Origin of the sequence: Candidatus Bipolaricaulis anaerobius (assembly GCF_900465355.1) — a bacterium.
GTDB classification, from domain to species: domain Bacteria; phylum Bipolaricaulota; class Bipolaricaulia; order Bipolaricaulales; family Bipolaricaulaceae; genus Bipolaricaulis; species Bipolaricaulis anaerobius.
On the sequence record NZ_LS483254.1, the window covers coordinates 366,310 to 391,823 of the forward strand.

General features: G+C 64.4%; 18 protein-coding genes, 1 tRNA gene and 1 pseudogene. 8 read left to right on the top strand and 12 right to left on the bottom strand.

Annotated elements, in window-relative coordinates; all coding sequences use genetic code 11:
* Positions 1-7: 7 nt before the first annotated feature.
* Both BARAN1_RS01815 and BARAN1_RS01820 read right to left on the bottom strand, forming a co-directional pair.
* Positions 8-1,543: an ABC transporter substrate-binding protein gene (locus BARAN1_RS01815; protein WP_157959380.1), complete on the bottom strand. Its 1,536-nt coding sequence runs from the start codon at positions 1,541-1,543 to the stop codon at positions 8-10.
* A gap of 170 nt (positions 1,544-1,713) precedes the next feature.
* Positions 1,714-1,995: a DUF3467 domain-containing protein gene (locus BARAN1_RS01820; protein ID WP_122031747.1), complete on the bottom strand. Its 282-nt coding sequence runs from the start codon at positions 1,993-1,995 to the stop codon at positions 1,714-1,716.
* A gap of 103 nt (positions 1,996-2,098) precedes the next feature.
* On the opposite strand from BARAN1_RS01820, the gene BARAN1_RS01825 reads away from it, so the two are divergent.
* Both BARAN1_RS01825 and BARAN1_RS01830 read left to right on the top strand, forming a co-directional pair.
* Entirely contained in the window at positions 2,099-3,814 is a 1,716-nt protein-coding gene (locus BARAN1_RS01825) for an ABC transporter ATP-binding protein (RefSeq protein WP_122030632.1), read from the top strand.
* Positions 3,811-5,889: an ABC transporter ATP-binding protein gene (locus tag BARAN1_RS01830; RefSeq protein ID WP_122030633.1), complete on the top strand. Its 2,079-nt coding sequence runs from the start codon at positions 3,811-3,813 to the stop codon at positions 5,887-5,889. The genes BARAN1_RS01825 and BARAN1_RS01830 overlap by 4 nt, the downstream gene beginning before the upstream one ends.
* Positions 5,890-5,970: 81 nt before the next feature.
* Here the strand turns inward: BARAN1_RS01830 and BARAN1_RS01835 are convergent.
* The 9 genes and pseudogenes from BARAN1_RS01835 to cysS form a co-directional block, all read right to left on the bottom strand.
* A pseudogene (locus tag BARAN1_RS01835) lies at positions 5,971-7,104 on the bottom strand (type I restriction enzyme endonuclease domain-containing protein); the annotation flags it as partial.
* A 53-nt stretch (positions 7,105-7,157) separates the two neighbouring features.
* A complete protein-coding gene (locus tag BARAN1_RS06490) occupies positions 7,158-10,055 on the bottom strand; it encodes a hypothetical protein (protein WP_157959381.1) in 2,898 nt (965 codons plus the stop codon).
* Positions 10,027-10,710: a hypothetical protein gene (locus BARAN1_RS06495; RefSeq protein WP_157959382.1), complete on the bottom strand. Its 684-nt coding sequence runs from the start codon at positions 10,708-10,710 to the stop codon at positions 10,027-10,029. Before BARAN1_RS06495 ends, BARAN1_RS06490 begins: the two co-directional genes overlap by 29 nt.
* Complete coding sequence (locus BARAN1_RS01860; protein ID WP_122030639.1) at positions 10,710-11,825, bottom strand: restriction endonuclease subunit S; 1,116 nt, start codon at positions 11,823-11,825, stop codon at positions 10,710-10,712. The genes BARAN1_RS06495 and BARAN1_RS01860 overlap by 1 nt, the downstream gene beginning before the upstream one ends.
* Positions 11,818-13,326: a type I restriction-modification system subunit M gene (locus tag BARAN1_RS01865; RefSeq protein WP_122030640.1), complete on the bottom strand. Its 1,509-nt coding sequence runs from the start codon at positions 13,324-13,326 to the stop codon at positions 11,818-11,820. The genes BARAN1_RS01860 and BARAN1_RS01865 overlap by 8 nt, the downstream gene beginning before the upstream one ends.
* A complete protein-coding gene (gene hsdR / locus BARAN1_RS01870; RefSeq protein WP_122030641.1) occupies positions 13,323-15,986 on the bottom strand; it encodes an EcoAI/FtnUII family type I restriction enzme subunit R in 2,664 nt (887 codons plus the stop codon). Before hsdR ends, BARAN1_RS01865 begins: the two co-directional genes overlap by 4 nt.
* Complete coding sequence (locus BARAN1_RS06575; protein ID WP_162297719.1) at positions 15,983-16,732, bottom strand: HsdM family class I SAM-dependent methyltransferase; 750 nt, start codon at positions 16,730-16,732, stop codon at positions 15,983-15,985. Before BARAN1_RS06575 ends, hsdR begins: the two co-directional genes overlap by 4 nt.
* Positions 16,717-18,063: a type I restriction-modification system subunit M gene (locus BARAN1_RS01875; RefSeq protein ID WP_231944281.1), complete on the bottom strand. Its 1,347-nt coding sequence runs from the start codon at positions 18,061-18,063 to the stop codon at positions 16,717-16,719. The genes BARAN1_RS06575 and BARAN1_RS01875 overlap by 16 nt, the downstream gene beginning before the upstream one ends.
* A 58-nt stretch (positions 18,064-18,121) precedes the next feature.
* On the bottom strand, positions 18,122-19,525 hold the full coding sequence (cysS, locus tag BARAN1_RS01880) for a cysteine--tRNA ligase (protein WP_122030642.1): 1,404 nt from the start codon (positions 19,523-19,525) through the stop codon (positions 18,122-18,124).
* Positions 19,526-19,616: 91 nt separating this feature from the next.
* On the opposite strand from cysS, the gene BARAN1_RS01885 reads away from it, so the two are divergent.
* The 4 genes from BARAN1_RS01885 (at position 19,617) to secD (ending at position 23,335) form a co-directional block, all read left to right on the top strand.
* A complete protein-coding gene (locus BARAN1_RS01885) occupies positions 19,617-20,078 on the top strand; it encodes a COG2426 family protein (protein WP_122030643.1) in 462 nt (153 codons plus the stop codon).
* A 52-nt stretch (positions 20,079-20,130) separates the two neighbouring features.
* A complete protein-coding gene (mgtE, locus tag BARAN1_RS01890; protein WP_122030644.1) occupies positions 20,131-21,447 on the top strand; it encodes a magnesium transporter in 1,317 nt (438 codons plus the stop codon).
* Between the two features lie 188 nt (positions 21,448-21,635).
* Positions 21,636-21,932 (top strand): preprotein translocase subunit YajC, encoded by a 297-nt coding sequence (gene yajC, locus BARAN1_RS01895; protein WP_231944282.1) that lies wholly within the window; start codon positions 21,636-21,638, stop codon positions 21,930-21,932.
* Between the two features lie 8 nt (positions 21,933-21,940).
* Entirely contained in the window at positions 21,941-23,335 is a 1,395-nt protein-coding gene (secD, locus tag BARAN1_RS01900) for a protein translocase subunit SecD (protein ID WP_122030645.1), read from the top strand.
* Here the strand turns inward: secD and holA are convergent.
* Positions 23,301-24,197: a DNA polymerase III subunit delta gene (holA, locus tag BARAN1_RS01905; RefSeq protein ID WP_122030646.1), complete on the bottom strand. Its 897-nt coding sequence runs from the start codon at positions 24,195-24,197 to the stop codon at positions 23,301-23,303. The two genes, secD and holA, sit on opposite strands and share 35 nt — an antisense overlap.
* A 75-nt stretch (positions 24,198-24,272) precedes the next feature.
* Here holA and BARAN1_RS01910 point away from each other — a divergent pair.
* Positions 24,273-24,359: transfer RNA gene (locus tag BARAN1_RS01910), tRNA-Leu, on the top strand.
* 6 nt (positions 24,360-24,365) lie between these two features.
* Positions 24,366-25,406: a phosphate acyltransferase PlsX gene (gene plsX / locus BARAN1_RS01915; RefSeq protein WP_122030647.1), complete on the top strand. Its 1,041-nt coding sequence runs from the start codon at positions 24,366-24,368 to the stop codon at positions 25,404-25,406.
* The last annotated feature ends 108 nt before the right edge of the window (positions 25,407-25,514 follow it).

Sequence of the window (25,514 nt, forward strand, 5' to 3'; positions counted from 1 at the left end):
AACCCATCTACAGGATCAGATCCACGTCGTGGAGGTTGATCCGGCTATCCGGACTCGGCTTCCACCCGACCACCCGCGCGTTCACCCCGTACGACTCCTGCGCGACCCACAGGAACGCCATCGGAGCATCGTCGTAGATCACCTGTTGCGCGATGTGGTAGGCCACCCGACGGACCTCCGGGTCCACCGTCACCCGCTCCGCGAGGTCGATCAAGGCTTCCAGCACGCGGCTCGAGTACCCACTGAAGTTCCCGCGCTCCCCGGTCACGAGCTTGGGGATCATGATGTCGTTCGGCTCGAGGGTTGAGTTCCCCCAATCCCCGAGGTGCATCATCCGCGTCCCGGCGAGGAGCTCCGCCTGGAGGACGCCCCACTCCCACACCTGAACCTTGGCGTCGATCCCCACGTCGCGCAGCATCTCGGCGATGACGAGGGCCACATCCTGGAAATGGGCCTGTGTATCGATCGTCACGCTGAACCCGTTCTCGTAGCCAGCGCGAGCGAGGAGGGCCTTTGCCTTCGCCGGGTCGTACCCATAGGGGGGGATGGGGGCGTAGAACGGGGAGTCGGGGGACATGATCGTGGGGATGGGCGTGGCCAATCCATCGAGGATGAACTCGATGATCGTGTCCACGTCAATCGCATAGTTGATCGCCCGCCGCACGCGGACGTCATCGAACGGAGCCATGTTGACGTTCACCTCGAGGAACGTGCTGCGGGTCCCGCGTACGCTCATCACGGCGAGGTTGGGATCGGCGTCTACCGTTGCAATCAGGTCAACCGGGATCCGGGTCGCGATGTGGATTTCGCCGGCGCGGAGCGCGGCAATGCGGGTCGAGGTCTCAGGGAGGACCCGGAAGATGACCTGGTCCAGCTTCGCCGGTCCGACCGGTGGCAGGTCGGGGGGGCCGCCGTAGTACCCATCGTGGCGCTCCATCACCACCTGCTGTCCCCGATCCCAGCGCACGAACCGGAACGGCCCAGTGCCGATCGGCCGTTCCCCGAACTCGGCGTCGCCGACCGCCTGCACGTAGTGCTTGGGGACGATCAGGGTGTGGGGAAGGAACGACGGGAGCGCGGCGAACGGGACCGAGGTGATGAGCTTGACGGTGAGCGGGGAGATGGCCACGGCATCCGTCACGGGGTCGAGGAGGCTCTTGCGGGGTGAGGTCAGCCCGCCGATCCTCCCCTCCTTGACCGTGCGCTCGACCGTGAACACCACATCCTCGGCCGTGAACGGCGTCCCGTCGTGCCACGTTACCCCGTCCCGCAGGTGGAACACCCATTCCCGGTCCGAGAGGCGTTCCCAGGACACAGCGAGCTCTGGCACGATCCGGCCCTCCGGCGTCCGTGTCACCAGACCGTCGAACATGTTGCGGAGGATCGTCTCCGTCTCCCGGTGGCGGAAGTTGCCGGGGTCCATCGTCATCGCGTCGGCCTCGATCCCCACGACCAGCGTCTTGATGGCCTGGCCTGAGCCGAGTACGGAGACCGCGAGTGTGATTGCAAACAGCAGAAGATGCACAATTAGGTTCCTCTTCATCTCTCCCTCCTTGTGTGAGGTGTAGGATGACGGTTGCATCAGGGGGAGTTCGTGCCCATCTCACCTCCCCGGTTCTGTGGGATAACTGCAACCTTCAGAATACCAGTCGACCTCTCCCGGCGCAAGGCGAGGCAGGAGCGGGGACCCCAGGCGGCCTGGAGAGGACAGGATCAGGCGAGCTTCGGTGGGATGACGATCTTCCCCAGGTTCTTCTCGTACTTCTCGATGTTCTCCCCGATCGCCTCGTGGAGCCGTTTCATGTGGCGGGGGGAGAGGATGACCCGCGACACGAGGATCGCCTGCCCCCGCTCCGGGGTCTGGGCCTGGGGATCCACGAGGAGGAAGTCGAGGAAGAACTCGTCCGGCTGGTGCGAGATCACCGCCAGGTTCGCGTACACGCCTTTTCGCGTATCCATTTCTGCGCCGACCTGCATTTCCCGTTCTGTAGCCATGGCACCTCCGACGGCATCGTAGCCGTCGCGGTGAAGGCGATCAACTTCCCGCCACGCGTTCGGCTTGGCCTGCCGGGAGGATCCCGTATAATCCCCGGTCCCCATGCGTGGCATCTTCCGAGAGCTGTGGCGGTACCGCTGGCGCCTGCTCACTGGCGTCCTCGCTCTGTTCGTGGTGGATACCCTCCAGCTCATCGCCCCGCTCGTCGTGCGCAGCGCGGTGAACGACCTCGTTGCCGGGACGGGGGAGCACCTCGTCCGCTACGCCCTCTACCTGGTGGTGATCGCGGCGGTCGTGTTTGGGTTCCGGTTCCTGTGGAGGATCCTCCTCTTCGGCGCGGGGCGCCTCATCGAGCGGGACATGCGCAACCGCCTCTACGCGCACCTCCTCAAGCTCTCCCCCGCCTACTACGTCGAGCACTCCACCGGGGACCTCATGGCCCATGCCACGAACGATCTCGAGGCCGTGCGCCGCTCGTGCAGCCAGGGGGTCCTCATGGCCTCGGACGCGGTGATCATGATCTCCGTCTCCCTCGCGGCGATGATCGGGATCTCCCCCCTCCTCACCCTGTACGCGTTCGTCCCCCTGCCGTTCATCACCCTCGCCGTGGTCGGGTTCGGTCGGCTCATCCACCGCCGGTTCGAGCGGGCCCAAGCCGCGTTCTCGGCGCTCACGGAGCGGGTACGGGAAGCCCTGTCTGGGGTCCGCCTCCTGCGGGCGTTCGCGCGAGAGGAGGGGATCGAGGGGGCGTTCTCCGTCACGAACCGGGAGAACGTGGAGGCGAACATGGCCCTCACCCGGGTGTCGGGCGTGTTCGACCCTGCCGTGGGGCTCCTCGCCGGTCTCGGGACGGTGATCATCCTCTGGTTCGGGGGACGGGGCGTCCTCGGCGGCACGCTCAGCCTGGGGGACCTGGTGGCGTTCATGAACTACCTCGGGATGATGGTGTGGCCGATGATGGCCATCGGGTGGGTCGTGAACACCCTCCAGCAAGGAGCAGCCTCGATGAAGCGGCTGGACAGGATCTTCGCCGAGGAGCCGGACATCACGAGCCCCGCTGAACCGCTCCCGATGCCGTCCTCCCGGCGGATCGAGTTCCGCGATCTCACCTTCACCTACCCCGGCACAGCTCGCCCCGCCCTGCGGGACGTGAACCTCATCGTGGAAGAGGGAACGACCTTGGGCGTCGTCGGCCTCACCGGGTCGGGCAAGTCCACCCTCGTCCGTCTCCTCCCCCGCCTGTACGATCCCCCGCCGGGGACGGTGCTCCTCGGCGGAGTCGACATCCGCCTCCTCGACCTTGGGGAGCTGCGAGGGCAGATCGCGATGGCCCCTCAGGACGTGTTCCTCTTCTCGGCCACGTTGCGGGAGAACATCGCCTACGGCCGACCGGAGGCGAGCGAGGACGAGGTGTGGGAGGCAGCGCGCCTCGCCGGGCTCGCCGAGGAGGTCGCGTCGTTTCCCGATGGCCTGGACACGATCGTCGGGGAGCGGGGGGTGACCCTGTCCGGGGGCCAGCGGCAGCGGGTGGGGATCGCCCGGGCGCTCCTCCTCAATGCGCCGATCCTGATCCTCGATGACGTTCTGTCGTCGGTGGACGCCCAGGTCGAGGAGGAGATCCTCGGCCACCTGCGGGGCGTCCTGGAGCGGCGGACGGCGATCGTCGTCGCCCACCGCATCACCGCCGTCCGTGAGGCGGACCACATCATCGTCCTCGACGGAGGGCGGATCGTGGAGCAGGGGGACCACAGCCACCTCGTGCGCCTCGGGGGGCTCTACGCGCGGCTGAACGAACTCCAGCAGGCCCTCGTGCGATGAACGGACACCACCACGGCTTCGAGGACGAGCAGCTCGGCAAGGCGATCGACTTCCGCCTCCTCGGGCGGATGATCCGCTTCGCCCGTCCGTACTGGCTCCTCTTCGTCTCGGCGTTCCTCCTCGCGGGGGGGATCACGGTCATCGAGCTCGCGATGCCCTACGTCGTGAAGACGGCGGTGGACACGGTCCTCGTCCTGCCGTGGCTCGAGGTGCGGGCCGATGTTCCCCCCGTCGAGGGGGCGATCCCCTACGATCCGGGCACGTTCCTCGTGGACGGGCGGACCCTCCCCGAACCCGTGCGCGCGGCGCTCGAGAAGGAGGGACGGGTCCTCCGCCGGTTCCTCGTCGTCCCCCCCGACGGGGCCGAGGCTGAGCTCGTCGCCCGCTATCCAACGGCGTTCCGCCTCACCTCCGCGGGATACGCGGCCCCCGAAGAGACGCTGCGGGGCCTCCCGAGCGGGGATCTTCTGCGGTTGCGGGCGTCGGCGATCCAGATCCTGGGGTTCCTCACCCTCGCCTACATTGGGTTCCTCCTCGTACGGTTCCTCTTCACCTACGGTCAGGTGTACACGATTCAGTACGCGGGGCAGAGGATCCTGTACGACATGCGGCGGGCCGTGTTCGGGCATCTGCTACGGCTCCCGATGAGCTACCTCGACCAGCAACCGGTGGGGCGGCTCGTCACGCGGGCCACGAACGACGTGGCGGCGATCAACGAGGTGTTCACCCAGGTCCTCGTCCGGCTCCTGCAGGACCTTCTCATGATCGCCGGCGTGTTGGGGATCATGTTCCACCTCAACCCCCGCCTTGCCCTCCTCCTCCTCGCGCTCACCCCGTTCATCCTCGTCCTGGCGTTCTGGTTTCGGAAGCGGGCCCGCGAGGCCTACAGCGCGGCGCGGCGGATCCTCGCCCGGATCAACGCCTACATCGCCGAGTCCCTGTCCGGGATGACGATCATCCAGCTCTTCCGCCAGGAGAAGCGCAGCATGGAGGCGTTCGCCGACATCAACCTGAGGTTCTTCCGGGCCCAGATGCGCTCCATCACCGTGTACGGCGTATTCGGGCCCGTGATCTCGGTGATGCAGAACGTGGCCCTCGCCCTCCTCATCTGGTACGGAGGTCGCGAGGTGCTGGCCGGGGCGTTCACCCTTGGGGCGCTCGTCGCATTCACGAGCTACATCCGCATGCTCTTCCAGCCGATGGTGAACCTCTCCGAGCAGTACAACATCCTCCAAGCGGCGATGGTCGCTGCGGAGAGGATCTTCGGGATCCTCGACGAGCCTACGGAGCCAACGGGCACCCGCACGCTTCCCGTCCTCCAGGGGGAGATCGAGTTCCGCAATGTGTGGTTTGCGTACAGCGACGAGGATTGGGTTCTCAAGGACGTGTCGTTCAAGGTCGCCCCCGGGGAGAGGGTGGCGATCGTCGGTCCGACCGGGGCCGGGAAGACGACGGTCGTGGGCCTGATCCTCGGGTTCTACCGTCCCCAGAGGGGGCAGATCCTCGTGGACGGGGTGAACCTGGCCGAGCTCGACCTCCACGACTACCGGCGGAAGCTCGCCCTCGTCCCCCAGGAGGTGTTCCTCTTCTCCGGCGACGTGGCGGAGAACATCCGGATGTGGGACGGGGTCGTCCCCCCCGAGGTTGCCGAGCAAGCGGCGAAGGCGGTCGGGGTCCACGACCACCTCGTCCGCCTCCCCGACGGGTACGGGACCCAGGTCAAGGAGCGTGGGGTGCGGCTGTCGGTGGGGGAGCGGCAGCTTCTGTCCCTGGCGCGCGCCGTGGCGGCTGAGCCCAAGCTGATCGTCCTCGACGAGGCGACGGCGAACATCGACTCCCAGACCGAGGCCCAGGTCCAGCAGGCATTGGAGCGGGTGCTGGCCGGCCGCACCTCGATCGCGATCGCCCACCGCCTGTCCACGATCCGCAATGCGGATCGGGTCTTGGTCATCCACGAGGGGAAGCTCGCCGAGCAGGGGACGCTCGCCGAACTCCTCGCGAAGAAGGGCCTGTTCTGGGCGCTGTGGCAGCTCCAGTTCGCTGCCGGCGACGCGCCGCCCGAGCCGGCGGAATGAGCGCCTTGCCCCGGACCACCTGTTCGAGCGCCTAAGCCCCCGCTCCCAAAGGAGTGCGGGATCCAACGTTGCCCCTGCCGCTCAGGCCAGCGCCCACTCGGCTGACAGGGCCTCGGCCTGCTCCAGGACCGTCCGCGTGGCCTGCTCCTGCTTGTCCGGCGGATAGCCGTACTTGCGCAGAACGCGCTTCACGAGCACCCGCAGTTGCGCCCGCACGTTCTCGCGGAGGGTCCAGTCGATGGTCACGTTGGCGCGCACCACCCGCACCAGCTCGCGAGCGATCGCCTGCAAGGTTTCATTTCCCAGAACCTGCACCGCGCTATCGTTCGTCTCCAGCGCGTCGTAGAAGGCCACCTCGTCATCCGTGAGCCCCAGTTTCTCTCCGCGTCGGCCCGCCTCACGTAGGTCCTTCGCCAAGGCGATCAATTCTTCGATCACCTGCGCCGTCTCGATGGCCCGGTTCTGGTATTTCTTGATCGCATTCTCAAGAAGCTCGGCAAACGACCGGGCCTGCACCAAGTTCTTTCGCCCGCGTGCCTTGATCTCGCCTTCGAGAAGCTTGCGCAGCATTTCGACCGCCAAGTTCCTTTGCGGCATGCCGCGCACTTCCGTTAGGAACTCATCGGACAGGATCGAGATGTCCGGCTTCTTCAGCCCGGCGGCCGCGAAGATGTCGATGACCTCATCCGAAGACACCGCCTTCGAAACGATCTGCCGAATGGCGAACTCCACCTCTTCCGAGCTACGACGGCCTTCGCCCGTGCTCTTCGTAAGTACGGACTTCACGGCCTGGAAGAAGGCCACGTCGTGCCGAATTTCCAGCGCCTTCTCATGCGGGACAGCGAGCGCAAACGCCTTCGACAATTCGCCCACCGCCTTCACAAGCCGATTCTTGCCGTCATCCTGAGCCAGCACGTGTTCCTGCGCCGCCGGCAGCACCGATAGCCGCGCCTGCGGATCACCCGTAATCCATGTCGACCAGTCGAAGCCGTGGAATATTCCGCAACAAACCTCGTAGCGCTCCAGCATGACCGCCACGGCCTCTTCCTGATTAATAGCTGTCTGCCCCTTGCCCCCGCTCTCGGTATAGTTGGCCAAGGCCCGCTTTAGCTGGTCGGCCAGGCCCAGATAGTCCACCACCAGGCCGCCGGGCTTATCCTTGAACACGCAGTTCACTCGCGCGATGGCCTGCATCAGCCCGTGGCCGCGCATCGGCGACCGCCTCTATTTCCTCAAGGAGGATCTCAAAAGCCTCGTTGACTTCGTTCTCATCCACGGCGCTCACCTTCGAGTAGATCCCGGAACTCCAGAAATCCACGGCTGCCGAGGTAGTGGATGATCCGCTCCGCTTCCTTCCCCGCGGTGGGATTCCGCAATGCCACTGCGAGGATCCTTCGGATATGATCGCGGCTTGCGTAGAGCTTCCACCCTTCACGGTCCCCTTCGGCAAGTATCCTCAGGCATTGAGCTGATTCCACAGGATGGCTTTCCACAGTCCTTGCAAGATGCTCCAGCACCATATGTTCGGGGTCTGTCTGATGGACGAGTTGGAGCGATTCGAAAAGCTGCGCAATGGCCCAGCTCACGTCGAATTTGTCCGATACAAACCACCAGCCAAAGGCTGCCATTTCTTTCTCGAAATCGGAGGGCTGTTGTGCCTTCTTGGCGATGGCAAGACGCAGTTCCCACAACTTCTTGAGCCGATCCAGGATTTCTGCTGGAATATCCCCTTTCGTTTGCTTCAAAGCCCGCCCTACGAACTCTATGGCGTGACCCCGAAGGCCGTCTGGCGCCTTTTCCCAAAAGGCCGTAAGCAACGGCTCCCCAAGTGAGAGCTTGCCACGCCAGTAGAACACCATGAGGTGCTCCGCAAGCCTCTCGTCCGGGTTGGCGAGCCACCGGGTGTCGTCGCGACGGCAACCTATCCGCTCCACTGCATGGCGGTATTGCTCGCGGAGAATGTCCAAAACGTTGTCATAAGGCCTGCAGAATGTTACGTAAGTGTTCCACGCGGCCTCGAGAAGCGCCTCTTCCCCTTGGCCAATTGGGAAGATTCTCTTTGCATTGTCACGTGCCCACTTGGAATCCAAAAGGACGAGCCATGGGAACCACTGGCCGTAGACTGCGCGGATGGCGGGCGATGGCTCTTGCGCCACGTCGAGATGGGCGTCCAGCACTTCCCGGACCTCGGGCATCTCATCGAAGCCCCTGCGAGGCTGATCCTCGGCGTCTGCTTGACCATCCATGTGCCGCCGCACCCAAAGGGCATAGCGGACGACGGCGTGCATAGCCTCGCCCCGTGTAGTGTTAATTGAGAGCGTGGCCGGGTCCATGTCGGAGCCGCCGTAACGCTCTTCGTACTCCGGCGTAGGATCGGGGTCGTTAGTCAGTGGTTTCAGAATATGCCACACCTTTTCGCGAAGGTGGATGGGGATACTGCCCGCACCATCGTCAAAGCCGGCGGAGAGTAAGTGCGCGATCGCCTTGCGTGTCCAGCTCCAGTCGGGATCGGCCTCCATTCGCTTCACCCGCCGGCCCTCGATCTCGCGTGGCTGCGCCAGAACCCATTGGCAGAGATCGAGTACCGACTCCCAATCGAAAGCCCTGGCCTGCTTAAAGCCTTCCCGGAGGCCGAACAGGACAGCGCGGACGTATGTCGGGTCCAGGCCTTGGAAGCATTTAGCCTCGACTGCGAAAGGTCCCGGATCTTGCGCGACGACGGACGACAGCACGTGGCCCAGCCCTTCCGGAGAAGGCTCGCAGAAAACGTTGTCCGGAGGCCTCCATGTCTTGAGGAATTCCACAATTTCCGCGACGGACATTCCTTTGAGCTCGTCGGCTGACTTGGGGATCGCCGGCCCTACCCATCCGCCTTCCCTGTATATCAAAAACTCCGGATGCTCTGGCTCGCCGTAGTGCTCGACGAGCGTTCGATAGCGTTCCTGCCAATCCTGGGGCAGATTCTCAGACCCAATCCAGGCCAGCTGGTTCCGTTGCCATACCTCGCGGTAGTGGGTAATCTCCTCATCGAATGGTGCAGAACCATTATCGCCTTGCCGCTGTTCCCTGAGCCGCTCTATGTCCGGTCCCGCCTCGATCCAGCCGAGGATCTTGGTTTGGTCTTTCTCTGTAAGGCGAGAGAAGCTCGCCTGCATCAGCAGGATGTATTCGTGCTGTGTCCCAACGTCATCAAACAGGTTACGATTCGTCAGCCGTGTTGCGATAAGCGGTAAGGCCTGATCGGCAAACACCCGGAGAACGTGCAGGGCGATCCGTCGAAACACCTTCCAGGGCCTGCGCTCGAGGGCGTTAACAACTTCTTCCATATTTGCTTTACGGGAACGCACGGTAAGTTCCGCAACATCCCGGACACCAGAAACAAGGGCGTCCTTGATTGTGTGCCCGAGGTTCTGTGTATGTTCTTCAATCGCTGGGCGCCGGACGTACGAATAGTCCTCCGGCCCGTGGTCATCTTCCCGAGTCCGCGAAAACCGAATGGTCTTCTCCAAGAGATCGCATAGCACTTCCAGGGCAGGAAGACCGGCCGTCCTTACCAGTTCCGGATAGTATTTCTTGAGGATCTCCTCGTAATTCCAGGTGTCGAAGCGCGCCCGCGGCTCCGGCGGGAGCCGGCAGTCCTCTTTCGACGCGGCCTCCATGCGGCGTTCGCCCGGAAGGACATCCAGCAGCACGCTGGCCACACGCAACGCCTCCTCAGTCCGGCCACCTTTCGCCCAATGCTCGATGAGCTGCCCGAGTTTCTCCGGCAGCAGCCAATCCGGTCGCTCCGCCCACTGCGCCGCCTTTTCCACAAGTGGTGCCGACACCTCAGCCGGTATTGCAAGCATCGCGTCCACAAGGTCCCCCAGTACATTGGTGTTTTCGGTATCGTCCATTTCCCGGATGATTTCGGCTACGCGCTCCGGCTTGTGCTGAGCCATGCGGGCGAGGTACCGCGCCTCGGGCCAAGGGGGAAAACGGATCGTGCCTTCTTCATCGTTTCGGATCGGCTGAGGTGGATGTCGGAAGAAACCCTTTTGTCGAAGTGGCTCAAGCCACTCCGGGTTTTCGAGGCGGTCAAAGAAATAGCGATACTGTTCGGCGTACACAAGCAGTGCTAATGCTTGGTCGACCTGCTCAGGAGTTGGTTTGTTCCAAGATTTCATCTAAAGCCTCCACAGTCTTGAAGAATTCTCTTACCATCGCTGACAGTGCCCACTCAAAGCTCTCAAAGCGGTCTTTCAGTTCATCGCCGCCCATCTCGGCATCCTTCTGACCCCGCTCATGTGCACGTTCAACAAACCATTCGGTTGTTTTTAACCAATTATCAATTCGCGGCCTAAGGGTTGCCTCCGATACGCAGTTGTTTTGGTCGATTGCCAAAAATAGACGCCTCGCTGCTTCGCTTCTTGTCTCACGTGCCCGTTCATGATCTCTTACAAGGTTGGCCACTTTTTGGAAGACAGGGTACGGAAGTGGAATATCATCATTGGAAGGTAAGGCATCCCCTTCGCTTACTCTTGTCGGTGTCGATCCATCAAAAGGAAGGCCATGCCTTTTCCAAAGGTTGCCAATGTCATCAAGGCAGCTCTTGTAGTCGAGCCGCCATCCAGCTTTAGGCCCTGCTATGATATCCGGCAAGCGGTTTCTTATCTCTCGCACAGCATGCGCAACGAAGCGAACCCGGCCGGGGAAAGCCTCCGAAAAGATCATACGTAGTGCGCCTTCGTAGAACTCGCCGAGCGACGGAGCGTTGCTCTCGAACCATAAGCGCAAGTCCATGCGCAGTGGAGTCCAAAAGTCCGGATAGCGAACCTCCATCACAACTCCCCCCGAAATGCCCTGTCCAGAATCGCCTGCTCCAGGAGTTGAAATTCCGCGTCGGTGGTCGCCTGGATTTCCTTCAGGGCCTTGATCTTCTCCTGCACCGCCTCCAGGTGCGCCAAGATCCGCCGCTGCTCATCGAGGGGCGGGAGGGGGATGGGAATTGACCGCATTGCGCCTTGGGTCAGCTTCGGCCGAGTTGCACCGGTTAGAAATGGGCGCAGGTCATAGGCGACAAGGCAATAGTAGAGCAATTGATTGACCAGATGGTCGGGCCTGCCACGCAAAATATGCACATGATTGTTAGCCCAGAACCGGCCGCTCATGATGTAGGCGGTAGGTTCGCCGGGCCCATAAAATCCGCCGTCTTCTGCAAGTAGGACAAATTCACCAGCGTGGGTGTGCCCATCAACGTAGTCTATGACACCATTGGCGCCGCAATAGGGCACATTACCCGGGATGCGAACTTTCTTCTTGACTGGCTTTCTTAGCGTGTCCCAAACCTCACACACTTCCCCCAACCGCACCCAGCGCCAGCCGGGAGGCGGTTCGGCACCGGGGCGGGGGAAGGTCTCGGCAAGGGTGGATTGCCACAGGCGCTCGGCGTCCTCCTTGGCCTGCTGCCGCAGGCGCCGCGCCTCGCGCACCTGCGCCATCAACTCCTCGATCCGCGCCACAATGCGGCGTTGTTCGTCGAGAGGTGGGAGGGGGATTATCATTGGAGATAATGTTAAGCGGGTTATTTGCGGTTGAGCGGATCCGCCGATAGCTTCTCTGAGATCTGTTGATTTAATTACCCAATAGAGGTAATCCTTACGTAAGCCCTCAATTACTGGAGTTACAACCATTGCATTGCCAGTTATCCACGACCGGGGTGAGGACATGTTGACCGTACCACAGGTAGCACCGCGACAAGTAACAAGAACTTCAGATTCTTCATGATTGAATTGGTAGTAATTACCAATGATTCCATTAGCCCCAAAGACAGGATACGGTCCTGGGTTACGCTTCATCTCCTGCACTGTAATTGTTTTGGGCTGATACAAATTGCACACCTCCCCCAACCGCACCCACCGCCAGCCTTCGGGGAGTTTGTAGAGTCCCTCAGTCATGGGGAGCCACCTCCCCGTTGTTGTTGCCGAGGAGTTCGCTTAGCTCCTCCACGATACTCAGGATCTCCCGCTCGCGCTCAAGGAGGCCCGCCACGATCTCCACCGGCGAGGGAAGCGCCTCGGCCTCCTTGCGGTTCGGGTTGCGGGCGGTGAGGTCGTAGCCGCGCCCTTTGACCTCATCGGCAGGAACGATCCAGGAACGCTCGGAAAGGCTGGCCTCAAACGGGCCCTGGCCTTTGCGATAAGCATCCCATGCTTTCCAAAGTCGGCGGGCCTCTTCAAAGTGCTCGTCCTGGATGGGGCTTCCCTTGCTAAACTTTTTCAAGCCCCCCGGCAGAGGCAGTTCGTAATACCATATCTCCGTAGTCGGTCCGGGTCGCTCGAAGAAGAGGAGCGCTGTCTTGACATCAGAATAGGGCGCAAAGGTGCCGGGCGGGAGGCTCACCACGGTATGCAGATTGAACTGCTCCAGGAGGTCACGCTTGACGTCGGCAAAGGACCCGCCGCGAAATAGCGTCCCTTCGGGCACGACCATCCCGCAGCGGGCGCCGTCCCGGGGCTTGAGCCTCTTCATGATGTGCTGGACGAATAGGAGCTCGGTAGCTGTGGCCTGCACTGGAAAGTTGGCCTGGATGTGCCGGCCTTCTGTGCCCCCGAATGGGGGATTGGTGAGCACCACATCGTAGCGCTCGGTGACGTTGCGGATATTCTCCTCGAGGGTATTGCGCCGCATCACGCGGGGGGCGGTCACGCCGTGAAGCACCATGTTCATGAGGCCCAGGAGGGCCGGCAAAGGCTTCTTCTCCTGGCCAAAGAAGGTTTTTTCCTGCAGGGTCTTGTGGTCTTCCAGGGTACGCTCGGATTTTATCATGAAGAGGTAGGCCTGAGCCAGGAAACCACAGGTGCCACAGGCAGGATCATAAACGGTCTCGCCGATCTTGGGGGCGACGAGCTCCACCATAAAGCGCACCACCGGTCTCGGCGTGTAGAACTCGCCGGCCAGCCGGTTCTCGCTGCCCAGATGGCGTAGGAGCTCTTCGTACACCTGGGAGACGGTGAAAATGTCGTCCTGACTATGGAAGTCGATGCCATTGATGATGGTCAAGACATCCTTGAGGTTGTAACCCGAGGCGCAAACAATAACGTTGCGCTCGGCGAACACGCTGCGGATCGTCTCGCGCAGGGGATCGCCTCCCAGACTCTGAAGGTAGGGAATCAACCGGCCTTGGACGAACTCCAGCAAGCGATCAGCGGGCCAGTCCTTCGTAGCCCATGCGCTCCAGCGCAGGTCGCCATCCAGAATGCGGGTGTAGGGGCGGCCGGCAAGCTTTGCTTGAGTCTCCCACTCCTCTTCCTGGGCGTCCAAGAACCGCAGGAAGAGCAGCCAGGCCAGATGCTCGATGTATTCCATGACGCCACCGCAGTTGTTGTCGCGGCGCAAGATGTCGCAGGCCCGCCAGATTTCGTTGGCAAGGGATTCCCGAGTTTGAGGCCCGTTCATGCTGTTACCTCCTCAGCGTAGATTCGTTTTTGCATTTCCTTCAGAGACTGACCGAGTAACTCTGCACCGCCGAACCACCCGCTGATCCTGGCGGCACCGCCCCACTCTCGGAAGGGTGAGACCCCGAAAATCTCCGGCTCAAGCTGCTCGATGCCGCCAATGCGGTATTTGTCGAGGAGCTCCAGGATGACCTTGCGAGCATCTTCCTTGTGAGCGGCAATGAAGGCTTGCTCACGGTTTCGGAACCCGGCGGCCCGCTCGCTGCGGGTGCGGATAGGGCTGCCGAAGGCGATATGGCAGAGAAGGTCGAAGGCGTCTGCTTCGGGCTGGCCAAGGACTTCGGCGAGCACCTCAGGATGGATGCTGGAACGGCGCAGCTCTTCCAGGAAAGCGCGGCGGCGCGTGCTATCCACCCAGATGTCTCGCAGGGCTGTGCGGCTGTCGGCAGACCGCAGAATGCGGTGTTTGGTGTAGTCGCGGTATTGCTCGAGCGTGAGCTGCTCGCCTGTGGACTCGATCAGGAATATCGCTTCATCGGCAATGCTCACCTCGAGACCTTCCACCCGAATCCTTCCGCCCTTTTTCCTCGCCGGCTTGAGGCCAACAGCTTCCTGAATCGTCTGGTCTGTCAATGTTTCCACGACGATGGTGCGGCTCACAAAGCCCTTGGCGCTCACCATGAGCTGGAGGTTGCCAGCGGGAAGGCGGTCAAAACTGAAACGGCCATTTTCATCGGTCTGGATCGGGCCTCGCTGGCTGTTGGGCCCGGTTCGGACGCTAACTCGTGCGCCGACAATCAGGTCGTTTGTGTCGGCATGAAATACGACCCCCTCTAAGACGGCAGTCTGTGGGCCATTAGGCGGCTCCGGCGGCGGCAGTGGAGGACGATCCCATTCATCAAAGAGGCGGGTCGCGCCCGTGTAGTCGATAATACGGAACCAGTACTTGTCAGTGGCGGAATCCAGGCGACTGCCGCGTCCGATGATTTGCTTGAACAGAATGGGCGAAGACAGCGTCTTCATGAACACGATATTGCGGCACGAAGGGACATCGACACCCGTCGAGAGAAGTTCCGCCGTCGTCGCCACAACCGGGGCATGTTTGTCCGAGTCGGCGAAGGCCTCCAGCCAACGGCGACCTTCTTCGCCTTCCTCAGAGATGATGGGGACGGCGTAGTTGTCGAGCCCGGTCTCGGGTCCGAATTCGTCCTGGAGCAGGCGGGTGACCAGCCGCGCATGTTCCATGTCCACGCAGAAGACCATGGTTTTTTCCCTCGCACCGAAGCGGCGCAGGAGCCCTGCCAGATGGCGCACCATCTCCCGGGTCCGGTCCGGAAGGGTGATCTCTCTTTCGAATTGGGGCGTGGTGTAGACCTCGCGCGGCTCCACCTCTTCGGGGATAAAGACCTCCGCTCCCTGTTCTACAGCCTCCTGCAGATGCAACCCAGTCGCGTCAACAGTCGTTCGCACGCGATGCACCTTGTAAGTGGCCAGGAAGCCGTCCTCGATACCTTGCCCCAAGCTGTATTGATACGCTGGTGGCCTCCAGGTGCCCCGGCCCGGGTCGTCTGCGTCAATGGCAACCCCGGGTTCTTCGGCGCAGAAGTAAGCGTAGGTGTCCACATTTTCGTCCTGTTTGGGCGTGGCAGTCATGCCGAGTTGCATGGCAGTGCCGAAGTGATCGAGGATCTCCCGCCAGGTCCCAAAACCCGAACGGTGGCACTCGTCGATAATCACGAGGTCAAAGAAGTCTCGCGGAAATTTCTCGAAGAGGCGTTTACCCACCTCATCCGGGCCCCACAGCGTCTGATAGATCCCGAAGTAGAGGTCCCGCGTCAAGTTGGCCGGATGCCCTTCGATCTTGAAGCGAGGCTCGCTCGTTCCGTCGGCGAACGGTGCGAAGGTATTGTATGCCTGGTTGCGCAGCACGACGCGATCTGCCAGGAAGAGAACGCGCCCGGGGCGGTCGGGATGCCGGCGCTGGAGCCAACCCGATTTAACGAGCTTCCAAACGATCTGGAAGGCGACGAAGGTCTTGCCGGTTCCGGTGGCCATCGTCAGGAGGACGTGCTTCTGGCCGCGCACAAGGCGCTTGATGACTTCGCGGATGGCCACTTCCTGGAAGTAAAACGGCGTTTTCCCGCATAGGCTTTCCGGGCAGTATGGATGAAGGAGCGGATTGCTCCGCTTGCCTACGCCGTATTCCTCTGGGCGCTCGGCGACGCGCGACGCATCTGGGCTTCCCTGATTCTGTTGCCATCTCTCCCACAGCTCACGGGGACTCGGGAATCGGTCAAGAACCTGGGTTGACTTTGTAAAGAAGTCGAATTCGATGATCTGGTGACCATTCGCAGCGTAGGCGAACGCGAGCCCGAGCTCCCTGACATAGCGTTTGGCTTGTTCAAGCCCAGCCTCGGCCGCTTCCGCCTCGGACTTCGCTTCGACAACGGCGATGGGAAAAGAATCAGAAAGACGCAAAAGATAGTCCACCTTGCGGGCCTCGCCCCTGCGAACCCGATCGCCCACCAGGATGACGCGCCCCTGCGTGTACCGCTGGTCCCGCTGGTAGTAGTGCTCCCTTGTGATTTGCGTGTCAGCCCAGCCTGCGGCTTTCAGTTTCGGGTCGATGAGCGTCGCCCGCGTGTCCGCCTCGTTTCTCATGCGGTAGCCTCCACTTCTGGAAGGAGATCGTCCGCCGGCTCTCCGCCCAGGTCCTCGATGCCGGGCCGACAGAGACAGGGCGTGTCGCGAAGCTCCGTGTCCGGCTCGTACTCCACCGCCCGCGGCTTGCCGTGGATGTGGACCTCAAACAGCCCGCGTAAAGGATCAGGCGCCGTGCCAGGCTTGTGAATCTTCTTGATAACCAGCGGTGCGTCGTCGGCACGCTCAACCGTTTCCCGAAGCGCTTTAATCTCCTTGGGGGTGTAGGTGCGCTCGGTGTCGATACCTTTCAGGCGCAAGGGGCGCTCCACCGTCACCTTCCAGTAGCCGAAGGCCGCGTTGGGAAAGATCTTGGACTGCTCGGTCTCCTCAAATTTGTGGAAGGTGTCGAGGACGCGACGGATGTCCTCTTCGGATAGCTCGCAGTTCTTCTTGCCCAGGTTCTTGCGCAGGGGCTTGCACCACTGCGTGGCATCGATGAGCTGCACGCGGCCTTTACGGTGCTCGGGCTTCCTGTTCGTGACCACCCAGACGTAGGTGGCAATGCCGGTGTTGTAGAACATGTTGAGCGGCAAAGCGACGATGGCCTCGAGCCAGTCGTTTTCGATGATCCAGCGGCGGATGTTGCTCTCGCCCTGGCCGGCGTCCTCCGTGAACAGCGACGAGCCGTTGTGCACCTCGGCGATGCGACTGCCGAGCAAGGTGTCGTGCTTCATCTTGGAGAGCATGTTCACCAGGAACACCATCTGGCTGTCGCTGGTGTGGGTGATGAGCGAAAGCTCCTCGCCCGGTGCTGCACGACAAAGCGCGGATCCTTGATGCCACTTTTGCCGCCCATGCGTTCCAGGTCGCTCTTCCAACCCTTCCCGTAGGGCGGGTTGGAGAGCATGAAGTCGAACTCCCGGTCGGGGAAGGCGTCGTTGGAGAGCGTCCAATGCTCCGGCCCGCCGACGATATTGTCGGCAGCGTTGCCCTCGCCCTTCAAAAGCAGGTCGGCTTCGATGATGTTTTTGCGGATCTCGCCCTCGCCCGATTGGTTGGAGGACATCGAACCGTTGGCCAGGACGAAGCCCGCGAGCCCCGTCGGGGTCAGGTGGTAGATGAAGTGCTGGACCCAGGCGAAGTTGGCGTTCCCCGCGGGCGGGATGCCGTATTTCCAGCGCTTGTCGTCCTTGAGGCGTTCGCCACCCCAGTCGGAATCGTTGAAGGGCGGATTGGCAAGGACGAAATCGGCCTTGAGATCGGGGTGCAGATCGCGGTGAAAGCTGTCGGCGTGTTCCTGGCCAAGGTTGCCGTCGATGCCGCGAATGGCCAGGTTCATCTTGGCCAGCCGCCAGGTGGTGTGGTTCGATTCCTGGCCGTAGATGCTGATGTCGCCGATCCTGCCGCCGTGGGCCTCCACGAACTTCTCCGACTGGACGAACATCCCGCCGGAACCGCAGCAGGGGTCATACACACGGCCTTTATAGGGACTGAGCATTTCAACGAGGAGCCTGACCACGCAGCGGGGCGTGTAGAACTGACCGCCTTTTTTCCCCTCGGCGCTGGCGAACTGTGAAAGGAAGTACTCGTAGACACGGCCGAGGATGTCTTTGGAGCGGTTGGCCTTGTCGCCCAGGCCGATGTCGCTGACCAGGTCGATGAGCTGGCCGAGGCGCTGCTTATCGAGGCGGGGGTGGGCGTAGTCCTTGGGGAGCACGCCCTTGAGCGAGGGGTTGTCGCGCTCGATGGCGAGCATGGCATCGTCGACCATCTTGCCGATGGTCGGCTGCTTGGCGTTGGCCTTGAGATGAGACCAGCGGGCTTCTTTTGGAACCCAGAATATGTTGACGGCCCGGTACTCGTCGGGGTCTTCCGGGTCGGCTCCCTGGGCGCGATCCGCCTCGAGCTGCGTGTGCTGCTCCTCGAAGGCGTCGGAGATGTACTTGAGGAAGATCAGGCCGAGCACGACGTGTTTGTACTCGGCGGCGTCCATGTTGGAACGCAGCGCGTCGGCCATCTTCCACAGCTGGGCTTCGTAGCCCACTGTGGCACCGGTGGAATCTGCTCGCTGCGCGCTCTTCCTCGCCCTGGGCATGGCCGAACCAGAACGATCGTACCGACCCCGCCCGCAGCGGACAACAGGCGGCCTACGTTCAGGGGCCGGCCTCCTCCTGGGACGGGGGGCGGATCGCCCACGTCGTCCCCTCGGGGCCATCGCGGAGCTCGATCCCGAGCTCGCCCAACTGATCCCGCACCCGATCGGCAAGGGCGAACTGCTTCGCGGTACGGAGTTCGGCGCGGAGTTCGATGAGGAGCCGGATCAGGTCTTCGGCGAGGCCTTCCGTCGCTGGGCGGCCGGCCTGGAACAGGCCGAGGCTCGCCCCGAGCTCCCGCACAACCGCAGCGGCGGCCTTCGCTCCCGCCACGTCGCCCCCCTGCTGCCGACGGTGCCCCAGCCCCACGATCTCCTGCAGCACCGCGAGGGCAGCGGGGGTGGTGAAGTCCTCCTCCAAGGCGTCGTGGAACCGCCGCCTGAGCGCGTCGAGCTCCGCGGTGGGCCCGGGGGCGCCCCCGTCGGGGAGGGCCTCCGCCGCCCACAGGAAGTCGTACACCCGGTCCACGGTGCGCTTCGCCTCCGCCAGGCCGTCGTGGGAGAAGTCGAGCGGTTTCCGCCAGTCGCGGGAGAGGTAGAAGTAGCGCACGGCCTCGCTGCCGTACCGCCCGACCACGTCGCGGGCGTACTCGAAGTTCCCGATGGACTTCCCCATCCGCTCGCCGCGTACGGTGAGGAGCCCGTTATGGAGCCAGATCCGCACGAACTCCTTTCCGGTGGCCGCCTCGGCCTGGGCGAGCTCGTTCTCGTGATGGGGGAAGATGAGGTCGCTCCCGCCGGCGTGGATGTCGATCGTCTCCCCGAGGAGATCGCGGGACATGACGACGCACTCCGTGTGCCACCCGGGGCGGCCCTCCCCCCACGGGGACGGCCAGGTGGGCTCGCCGGGCTTGCCCTTCTTCCAGAGGGCGAAGTCGAGCGGATCCCGCTTCCTCTCGTCCACCTCGACCCGCGCCCCTGCCTCCTGCTCGTCCCTCACCCTCCCCGACAGCTTGCCGTACCCCGGGAAGCTCCGGACGGAGAAGTAGACATCGCCGTCCACGACGTAGGCGTGCCCGGAGGCAACGAGGCCCTGGATGAACGCCACCATCTTGGGGACGTAGTCGGTGGCCCGGGGAGCGTGGGTCGGCTCCCTTACCCCCAGCGCCGCCAGATCGCGGAAGTACTCTGCGGTGTAGTGGGCAGCCACCGCGGCCGGGGTGCGCCCCTCCTCCTGGGCGCGGCGGATGATCTTGTCCTCGATGTCGGTCACGTTCTGGACGTAGATCACGGTGTAACCACGGCTCTCCAGGTACCGCCGCAGGGCGTCGAACACGATCATCGGCCGGGCGTTCCCGATGTGGATGAGGTCGTAGACGGTGGGACCGCAGACGTACATCCGCACCGTGGTGTCGTGGACGACCAGCTCCTCGAGCTTCCGGGTCAGCGTGTTGTAGAGGCGCATCAGCTCAGCCCTCCTCTCGCTCGTGCCACGTCGCCAATCCTACGCGGGAACTGGCTCCCTCCCAAGGCCCGCTCCCGGGCATAATGCGGCCATGGACCTCGGTGCGGTGGGGCAGGTGCTTCTCCTCTCCGCAGCCCCGCTCGCGGAGCTGCGGGGCGGGTTGCCGCTCGCCCTGTCGCTTGGGTTCTCCCCGGCGACCGCCTACGTCGTCGCGGTGGTGGGGAACCTCCTCCCCGTACCGCTCCTCCTTTTCGGCCTCTCCGCGCTCATCCCCTCCGCGGGGAGGATCCCCGGGCCCCTCGGCCGGGCCGCCCGGCGCTACCTCACCTGGCAGGAGACCCGCCACCGCACACGGTTTGCGAAGTTCGGGGAAGGGGCGCTGGTCCTCCTCGTCGCGATCCCCCTCCCGATGACGGGGGCGTGGACGGGGTCCCTCCTCGCCGTCCTGTTCGGGATCCCCTGGCGCCGCGCGCTCCTCATGATCTCGCTCGGGGTCCTCCTCGCCGGGGTCATCGTCCTCCTCGCCTCGCTCGGCGTGATCGCCGTCTTGTGACCCGTTTCGCCTGATGTGGCGCGGCGCGGGATGACGGGTATAGTCGGGCATCATGGCTGAGGAGAACACCCGGTCCCTGGATATCGCCGAGCTCATCCGCCGTCACCCCGCGGAGATTGCGGAGATCCTCGCCGCGCTCCGCGAGGAGGAGGCAGTGGAACTCCTGCGCCGCCTTTACCTCCGCCGCGCCGCCGCCGCGCCGCTGGGGGAGATGGAGCCCGAGGAGGCGGCGCGGCTCCTCGCCGAGCTCAACCGGGAGGATGCTGCCCACATCCTGTCCCACATGGAGCCCGACGACGCGGTGGACCTCCTCGCCGAGCTCCCCCCGGAGACGGTGCGGGACATCCTGTCCCGCCTCGAGACGCAGGAGGCGAAGGAGCTAGGGGAACTCCTCTCCTATCCCCCCGACACGGCGGGCGGGCTCATGTCCACCGAGGTCGTGGCCCTCCCCGCGGACATGACCGCGGAGGAGGCGATCCGGGAACTGCGCGCGAGGGCGGAGGAGGCGGAGACCGTCTACTACGCGTACGTCGTGGATGACCGGGGCACGCTCCTGGGGGTCCTGTCCCTGCGCGACCTCGTCCTCGCCCGTCCCACCACCCCGCTCCGCCAGATCATGAACGCGGACGCGGTGACCCTCCCCGTGACGATGGACGTGGAGGAAGTGGCCCATCTGTTCGACAAGTACAACTTCCTCGCCCTCCCGGTGGTGGACGAGAATCGGAAGCTCCTCGGGATCGTCACGATTGACGACGTCATCGACGTGATCCGCGAGGAAGCGACGGAGGACGTGCTGCGGCTGGGCGGCATCCCGGCGGGAGAGGAGCACCCGCTCGATCCACCGTTGAGCTCCGTGCGCAAGCGCCTCCCATGGATGATGGCCTACATCCTCCTCGACCTGGCGATCGTTGCCGTAGTGGCCCACTTCGAGCAGACGATCGCCCAGATCACGTTTGTGGCAAGTCTGATGCCCCTTATCGCCGACATGAGCGGGAACGTGGCGTCCCAGGCGCTCTCGGTCGCCATCCGCGGGATCGCCACCGGGGAGGTCCAATGGTCCGATCTGCCCCACGTGATGCGAAAGGAGCTCTTGGTCGGCATCCTGAACGGACTCATGTTGGGGGCGGAGATCGGGCTCATCACGTTCCTCCTGTGGCGGAAGCCCCTGTTCGGAGTGGTGAGCGCGGTGGCCCTGATGGGAAACACGATCGCTGCCTGTTTCGTCGGGGGGGCTCTCCCCTACGTGCTGAAGCGGCTCCGGCTGGATCCGGCGATGGTCTCGGGCCCCGTGGCGACCACGGTCGCGGACATCACCGGGTTCTTCCTCTTCCTCGGACTGGCCACGGCGTTCCTCCCCTACCTCACTTGACCGGGGCCGCCCGCGGGCGGTCGCTCGCCCCCGCTGGGTACGCTATACTCCGGCTCAACCTTTTCGCTCTGCGGCGGCCGGGATCGAACGGGGTCGGGGTGCGCCTTGTGGAGCGTGGGGAGTGCGCTCGTCGCCATTCTGGATGGGACGAACGGAGCGCGTAGACTACGGGAAAAAGGAGTGATGGTATGATCGCATACGCTCAGACGGGGACCGAGACGACGACCCAGTCCATGATCACCCTCGTCGTGATGCTGGTGGCGTTCGCCGCCATCTTCTACTTCCTCCTCATCCGGCCCCAGCGCCGGCATCAGAAGGAGCATCGCGACCTCCTCGGATCGCTCAAGCGCGGGGATCGTGTGGTCACTGCGGGCGGGATCCTCGGCACGATCGAGGACATCAGCGAGGATTCGGTTCTCCTCGCCGTTGAGGATGGGAAGATCCGGCTTTCGAAGGGCAGCATCGTGGACAAGGTGCGGAAGTAGGTGCGACGATGAAACGTTCGGACTGGGTTCGGTTTGGCTTCGTACTGGCAGCCCTCTTCGCCTCGATTGGCCTCCTCTACCCGTTCTTCCCGTTCCAGGACGTGATCAAGCTCGGCCTGGATCTCCAGGGAGGGGTGCGCCTCGTGCTCGAGGCGCAGGTCCTCGACCCGGCGACGGGCGAGCTCATCCCGCTTCGCGAGTCCCAGCTCGAACCGGCGAAGCAGCAGGACGCGGTGAACCAGCTGGTGACGATCTTCTCGGAGCGGGTGGACCAGTATGGGATGGTCAACGCCGAGATCCGGCCCTTGGGACGGGATCGGGTCGAGGTCAAGATCCCCAAGGTCCAGGACCCGGAAGAGGCGCAGAGGCTCCTCGGGAGCACCGCCCTCCTCGAGTTCCGCAAGGTGATCGAGGCCTCTTCCAACCGGGAGGACCTCGAAGCGCGCAAGGGGTTCCTGTTCGATGTCCTGCCCAACAAGGACCAGAGCGAGTGGTACCTCGTCGAGGTCGAGCCGCTTCTCACCGGGGACGTCCTCGACAACGCGGTGGTCCGCACCTCCACCGACCCGCGCAACCCCGGGTTCCTCATTGCCCTCACCTTCAATCGTGACGGGGCAGAGAAGTTCGCCGAGGCCATCCGGCGCATGCAGGTGAACGATCGGTTGGCGATCATCCTCGACAACGTGGTCTACTCCGCCCCGCTCGTGGCCGACTCGATCAAGCAGGCGGCCCAGCAGGGGTGGAGGGCTGTTCAGGACTCAACGACGATCACCGGCCGGTTCACCCTCGACGAGGCGAAGCTCCTTGCGGCCGTGCTCCGGTCCGGGGCCCTCCCGACCCAGGTGGCGATCATCGAACAGCAGACGATCGGCCCGACCCTCGGCGCGGAATACGTGCGGCGGGGGATGACCGCCCTCGTGGCAAGCTTCGCCCTCGTCCTCGTCTACATGCTCGTCTACTACCGCTGGTTGGGGATCGTTGCCGACGCCGGGCTGGTGATGACGATGCTCCTCGTGTTCGCCGCGCTGCGCGCGTTCGGGGCGACCCTCACCCTGCCCGGGATCGCGGGGCTCGTCCTCACCATCGGCATGGCGGTGGATGCGAACGTGATCATCTTCGAGCGGATCAAGGAGGAGCGCCGCACGGGCAAGGCCCCCAGGGCGTGCGTCACCGCTGGGTTCGCGAAGTCCCTGTCTGCGATCCTCGACGCAAACATCACCACGCTCATCGTGGCGTTCATCTTGTTCCTGTTGGGCTCGGGGCCGGTGGAGGGATTCGGGATCACGCTGGGATTGGGGATCGTGGCCTCGATGTTCTCCTCCCTCGTCCTGTCTCGCCTCCTCCTCGAGACGACGGGGCTGGGGGAGTTCATCCCGGTCCGGTCCGCGCCAGACCGAGGGTGAACTGGTGCAGGGCAGCCTCAGGGGAGATCTGGCCGGTCTTGATCTGGAGGTCAAGCGCCTGAAGGGAGGCAAGGAGCCCGACGAGCCTTGCCTCCCCCCAGCGGCGGGCCTGGTCGAGCCGCCGCCGGACAAGCCAGGGCGGGCCGGCCGGCTCGCGGCCGTCCTCGCTCGCGGCGAGGGCAGCGAGGAGCGCCCGCACGTGGCCGACGAGGGAGAAGAAGAGGGGGGACGGGTTCCCACCCGCGGCGAGGAGACGCCGTAGCTCGGCCAGGGCGGCGGGGATCTCCCGCGACCCCACGGCGTCGAGGTACGCGTACGCCGGCCCCGAAGAGGAGGAGAGGAGCTCCCGCCACCGCGCGGGGAGCCGTTCCCCCTTCCACAGGGAGAGCTTCTCCACCTCCTGGGAGAGGAGGAGCGTGTTCCCCCCCGCCGCCTCGATGAGGGGGTCCACCACCGCGGCCGTCCCCGCCAGGCCCGCCTCGGAGAGGAGCTCGGAGGTGAGGGCCCGCAGAGTGCGGCCGGTCGGCGTGGGGAAGGACGTGGCTTCCTCGGCGGCCTGCACCACAGGGCCCCTCAGTGCAGCGCCGACGAAAGCCACCCCGAGGTCGGGCGGCACCCCCCGCGCCAGCGCCCGCACCAGCCGCTCCTCCCCCATCAGGGGGTCCGCCCGGCGGACGACGATCGCCCGCGGCTCCCCGAACAGGTCCGCGCTCCCCAGCTCCTCGATCAGCCGATCGAGGCACGGTTCGTCCCCGAACAGGACCACCCGCCGCGCTTGGCCCCACGACCCCAGCGCCCGGGCGAGGGCCCGCTCCGCAAGGAGCGGGTCCCCCCAGTAGGCGACGATCCGCGGCCCGGCCATCGCCGAACGTTACCTCCCCCCGGACACGGCTACAATGTTGAGCTTGTGGGCCCATGCGGCTACCATCCCTCCCGCGCCGAGGTGGCGGAATTGGCAGACGCGCTGTCTTGAGGGGGCAGTGGGCTTCGGCCTGTGTGGGTTCAAATCCCACCCTCGGCACCAGGACCGGTGGAGCCGCGCATCGTCGTGGACGTGATGGGGGCTGATCGCCCTCCTGCCGAGCTCGCGGGGGGGGCGATCCGCGCTGCTACGGCCCTCCCGATCCGACTCATCCTCGTCGCCCATCGGCCGCTCCTCCCACCCCTTCCCCCCGGAGTGGAAGTCCTCGAGTGCCCGCCGGCTCCCGAGCACGAGGAGGGGGCGACCCGCGTCGCACGCCGGGAGGACACCTCGATCGCCCGGGGCCTGGACGCGCTCCGCCGGGGAGAGGCGGATGCGTTCCTCTCCCCCGGCAGCACAGGGGCGGTGGTCAGCGCAGCCATCCTCCGTCTGGGGCGGCTTCCCGGGGTGGTCCGCCCCGGGCTCTGCGCCTCGCTCCCCACCCTCCGCGGCGAGGTGCTCCTCATCGACGCGGGGGCCACCGCCGATTCCAAGCCCGCCCACCTCGTTCAGTTCGCGGACCTCGGTGCGGCCTACGCCCAGGCGGTGCTCGGCATCCCCTCGCCCACGGTGGGCCTCCTCAACATCGGGACCGAGCACGGGAAGGGGGACGCCCTCACCCGGGAAGCCCATCCCTTGCTTGCCCGTACGGCGGGGTTTGTGGGCAACGTCGAGCCCCATACGATCCTCACCGAGCGGCCGGTGGATGTCGTCGTCGCGGGCGGGTTCAGCGGGAACCTGTTCTTGAAGGCGGTCGAGGGGGGAGCGGAGGCGGTCCTGACGATGGTGAAGGGCGCCCTCCGGAGCTCGGCCCGCGCCCGGCTCGGGGCCTTGCTCTCCCGTCGGGCGCTGCGCGCGGTGGCGCAGAGCCTCCGCTACGAGGAGCACAACGCTGCCCCCCTCCTCGGGGTGAACGGCCTCGTGACCGTCGCCCACGGCCGGTCCGACGCCGCGGCGATCGAGGGAGCCCTGCGACGCACGTTTCAGGCCAGCCGATCCCAGATCGTGGAGGTCCTTCGCTCCCGCCTTTCCTCCCCTCCCGCCGAGCCGGGGCTTGCCAACCCGGGGGATCCCCGGGTACCCTCCGCCACCCCCACGGCCGCGGCCTGAGGGCCGCCACAGGGGAGTGGTGTTGCGCCGTGCCGGGGGGCCCTATATAACTGGCCCACGCTTGGGACGGCGCCGCCCCGCGGTGGGGCAGCGAGGAGGTGTGGGATC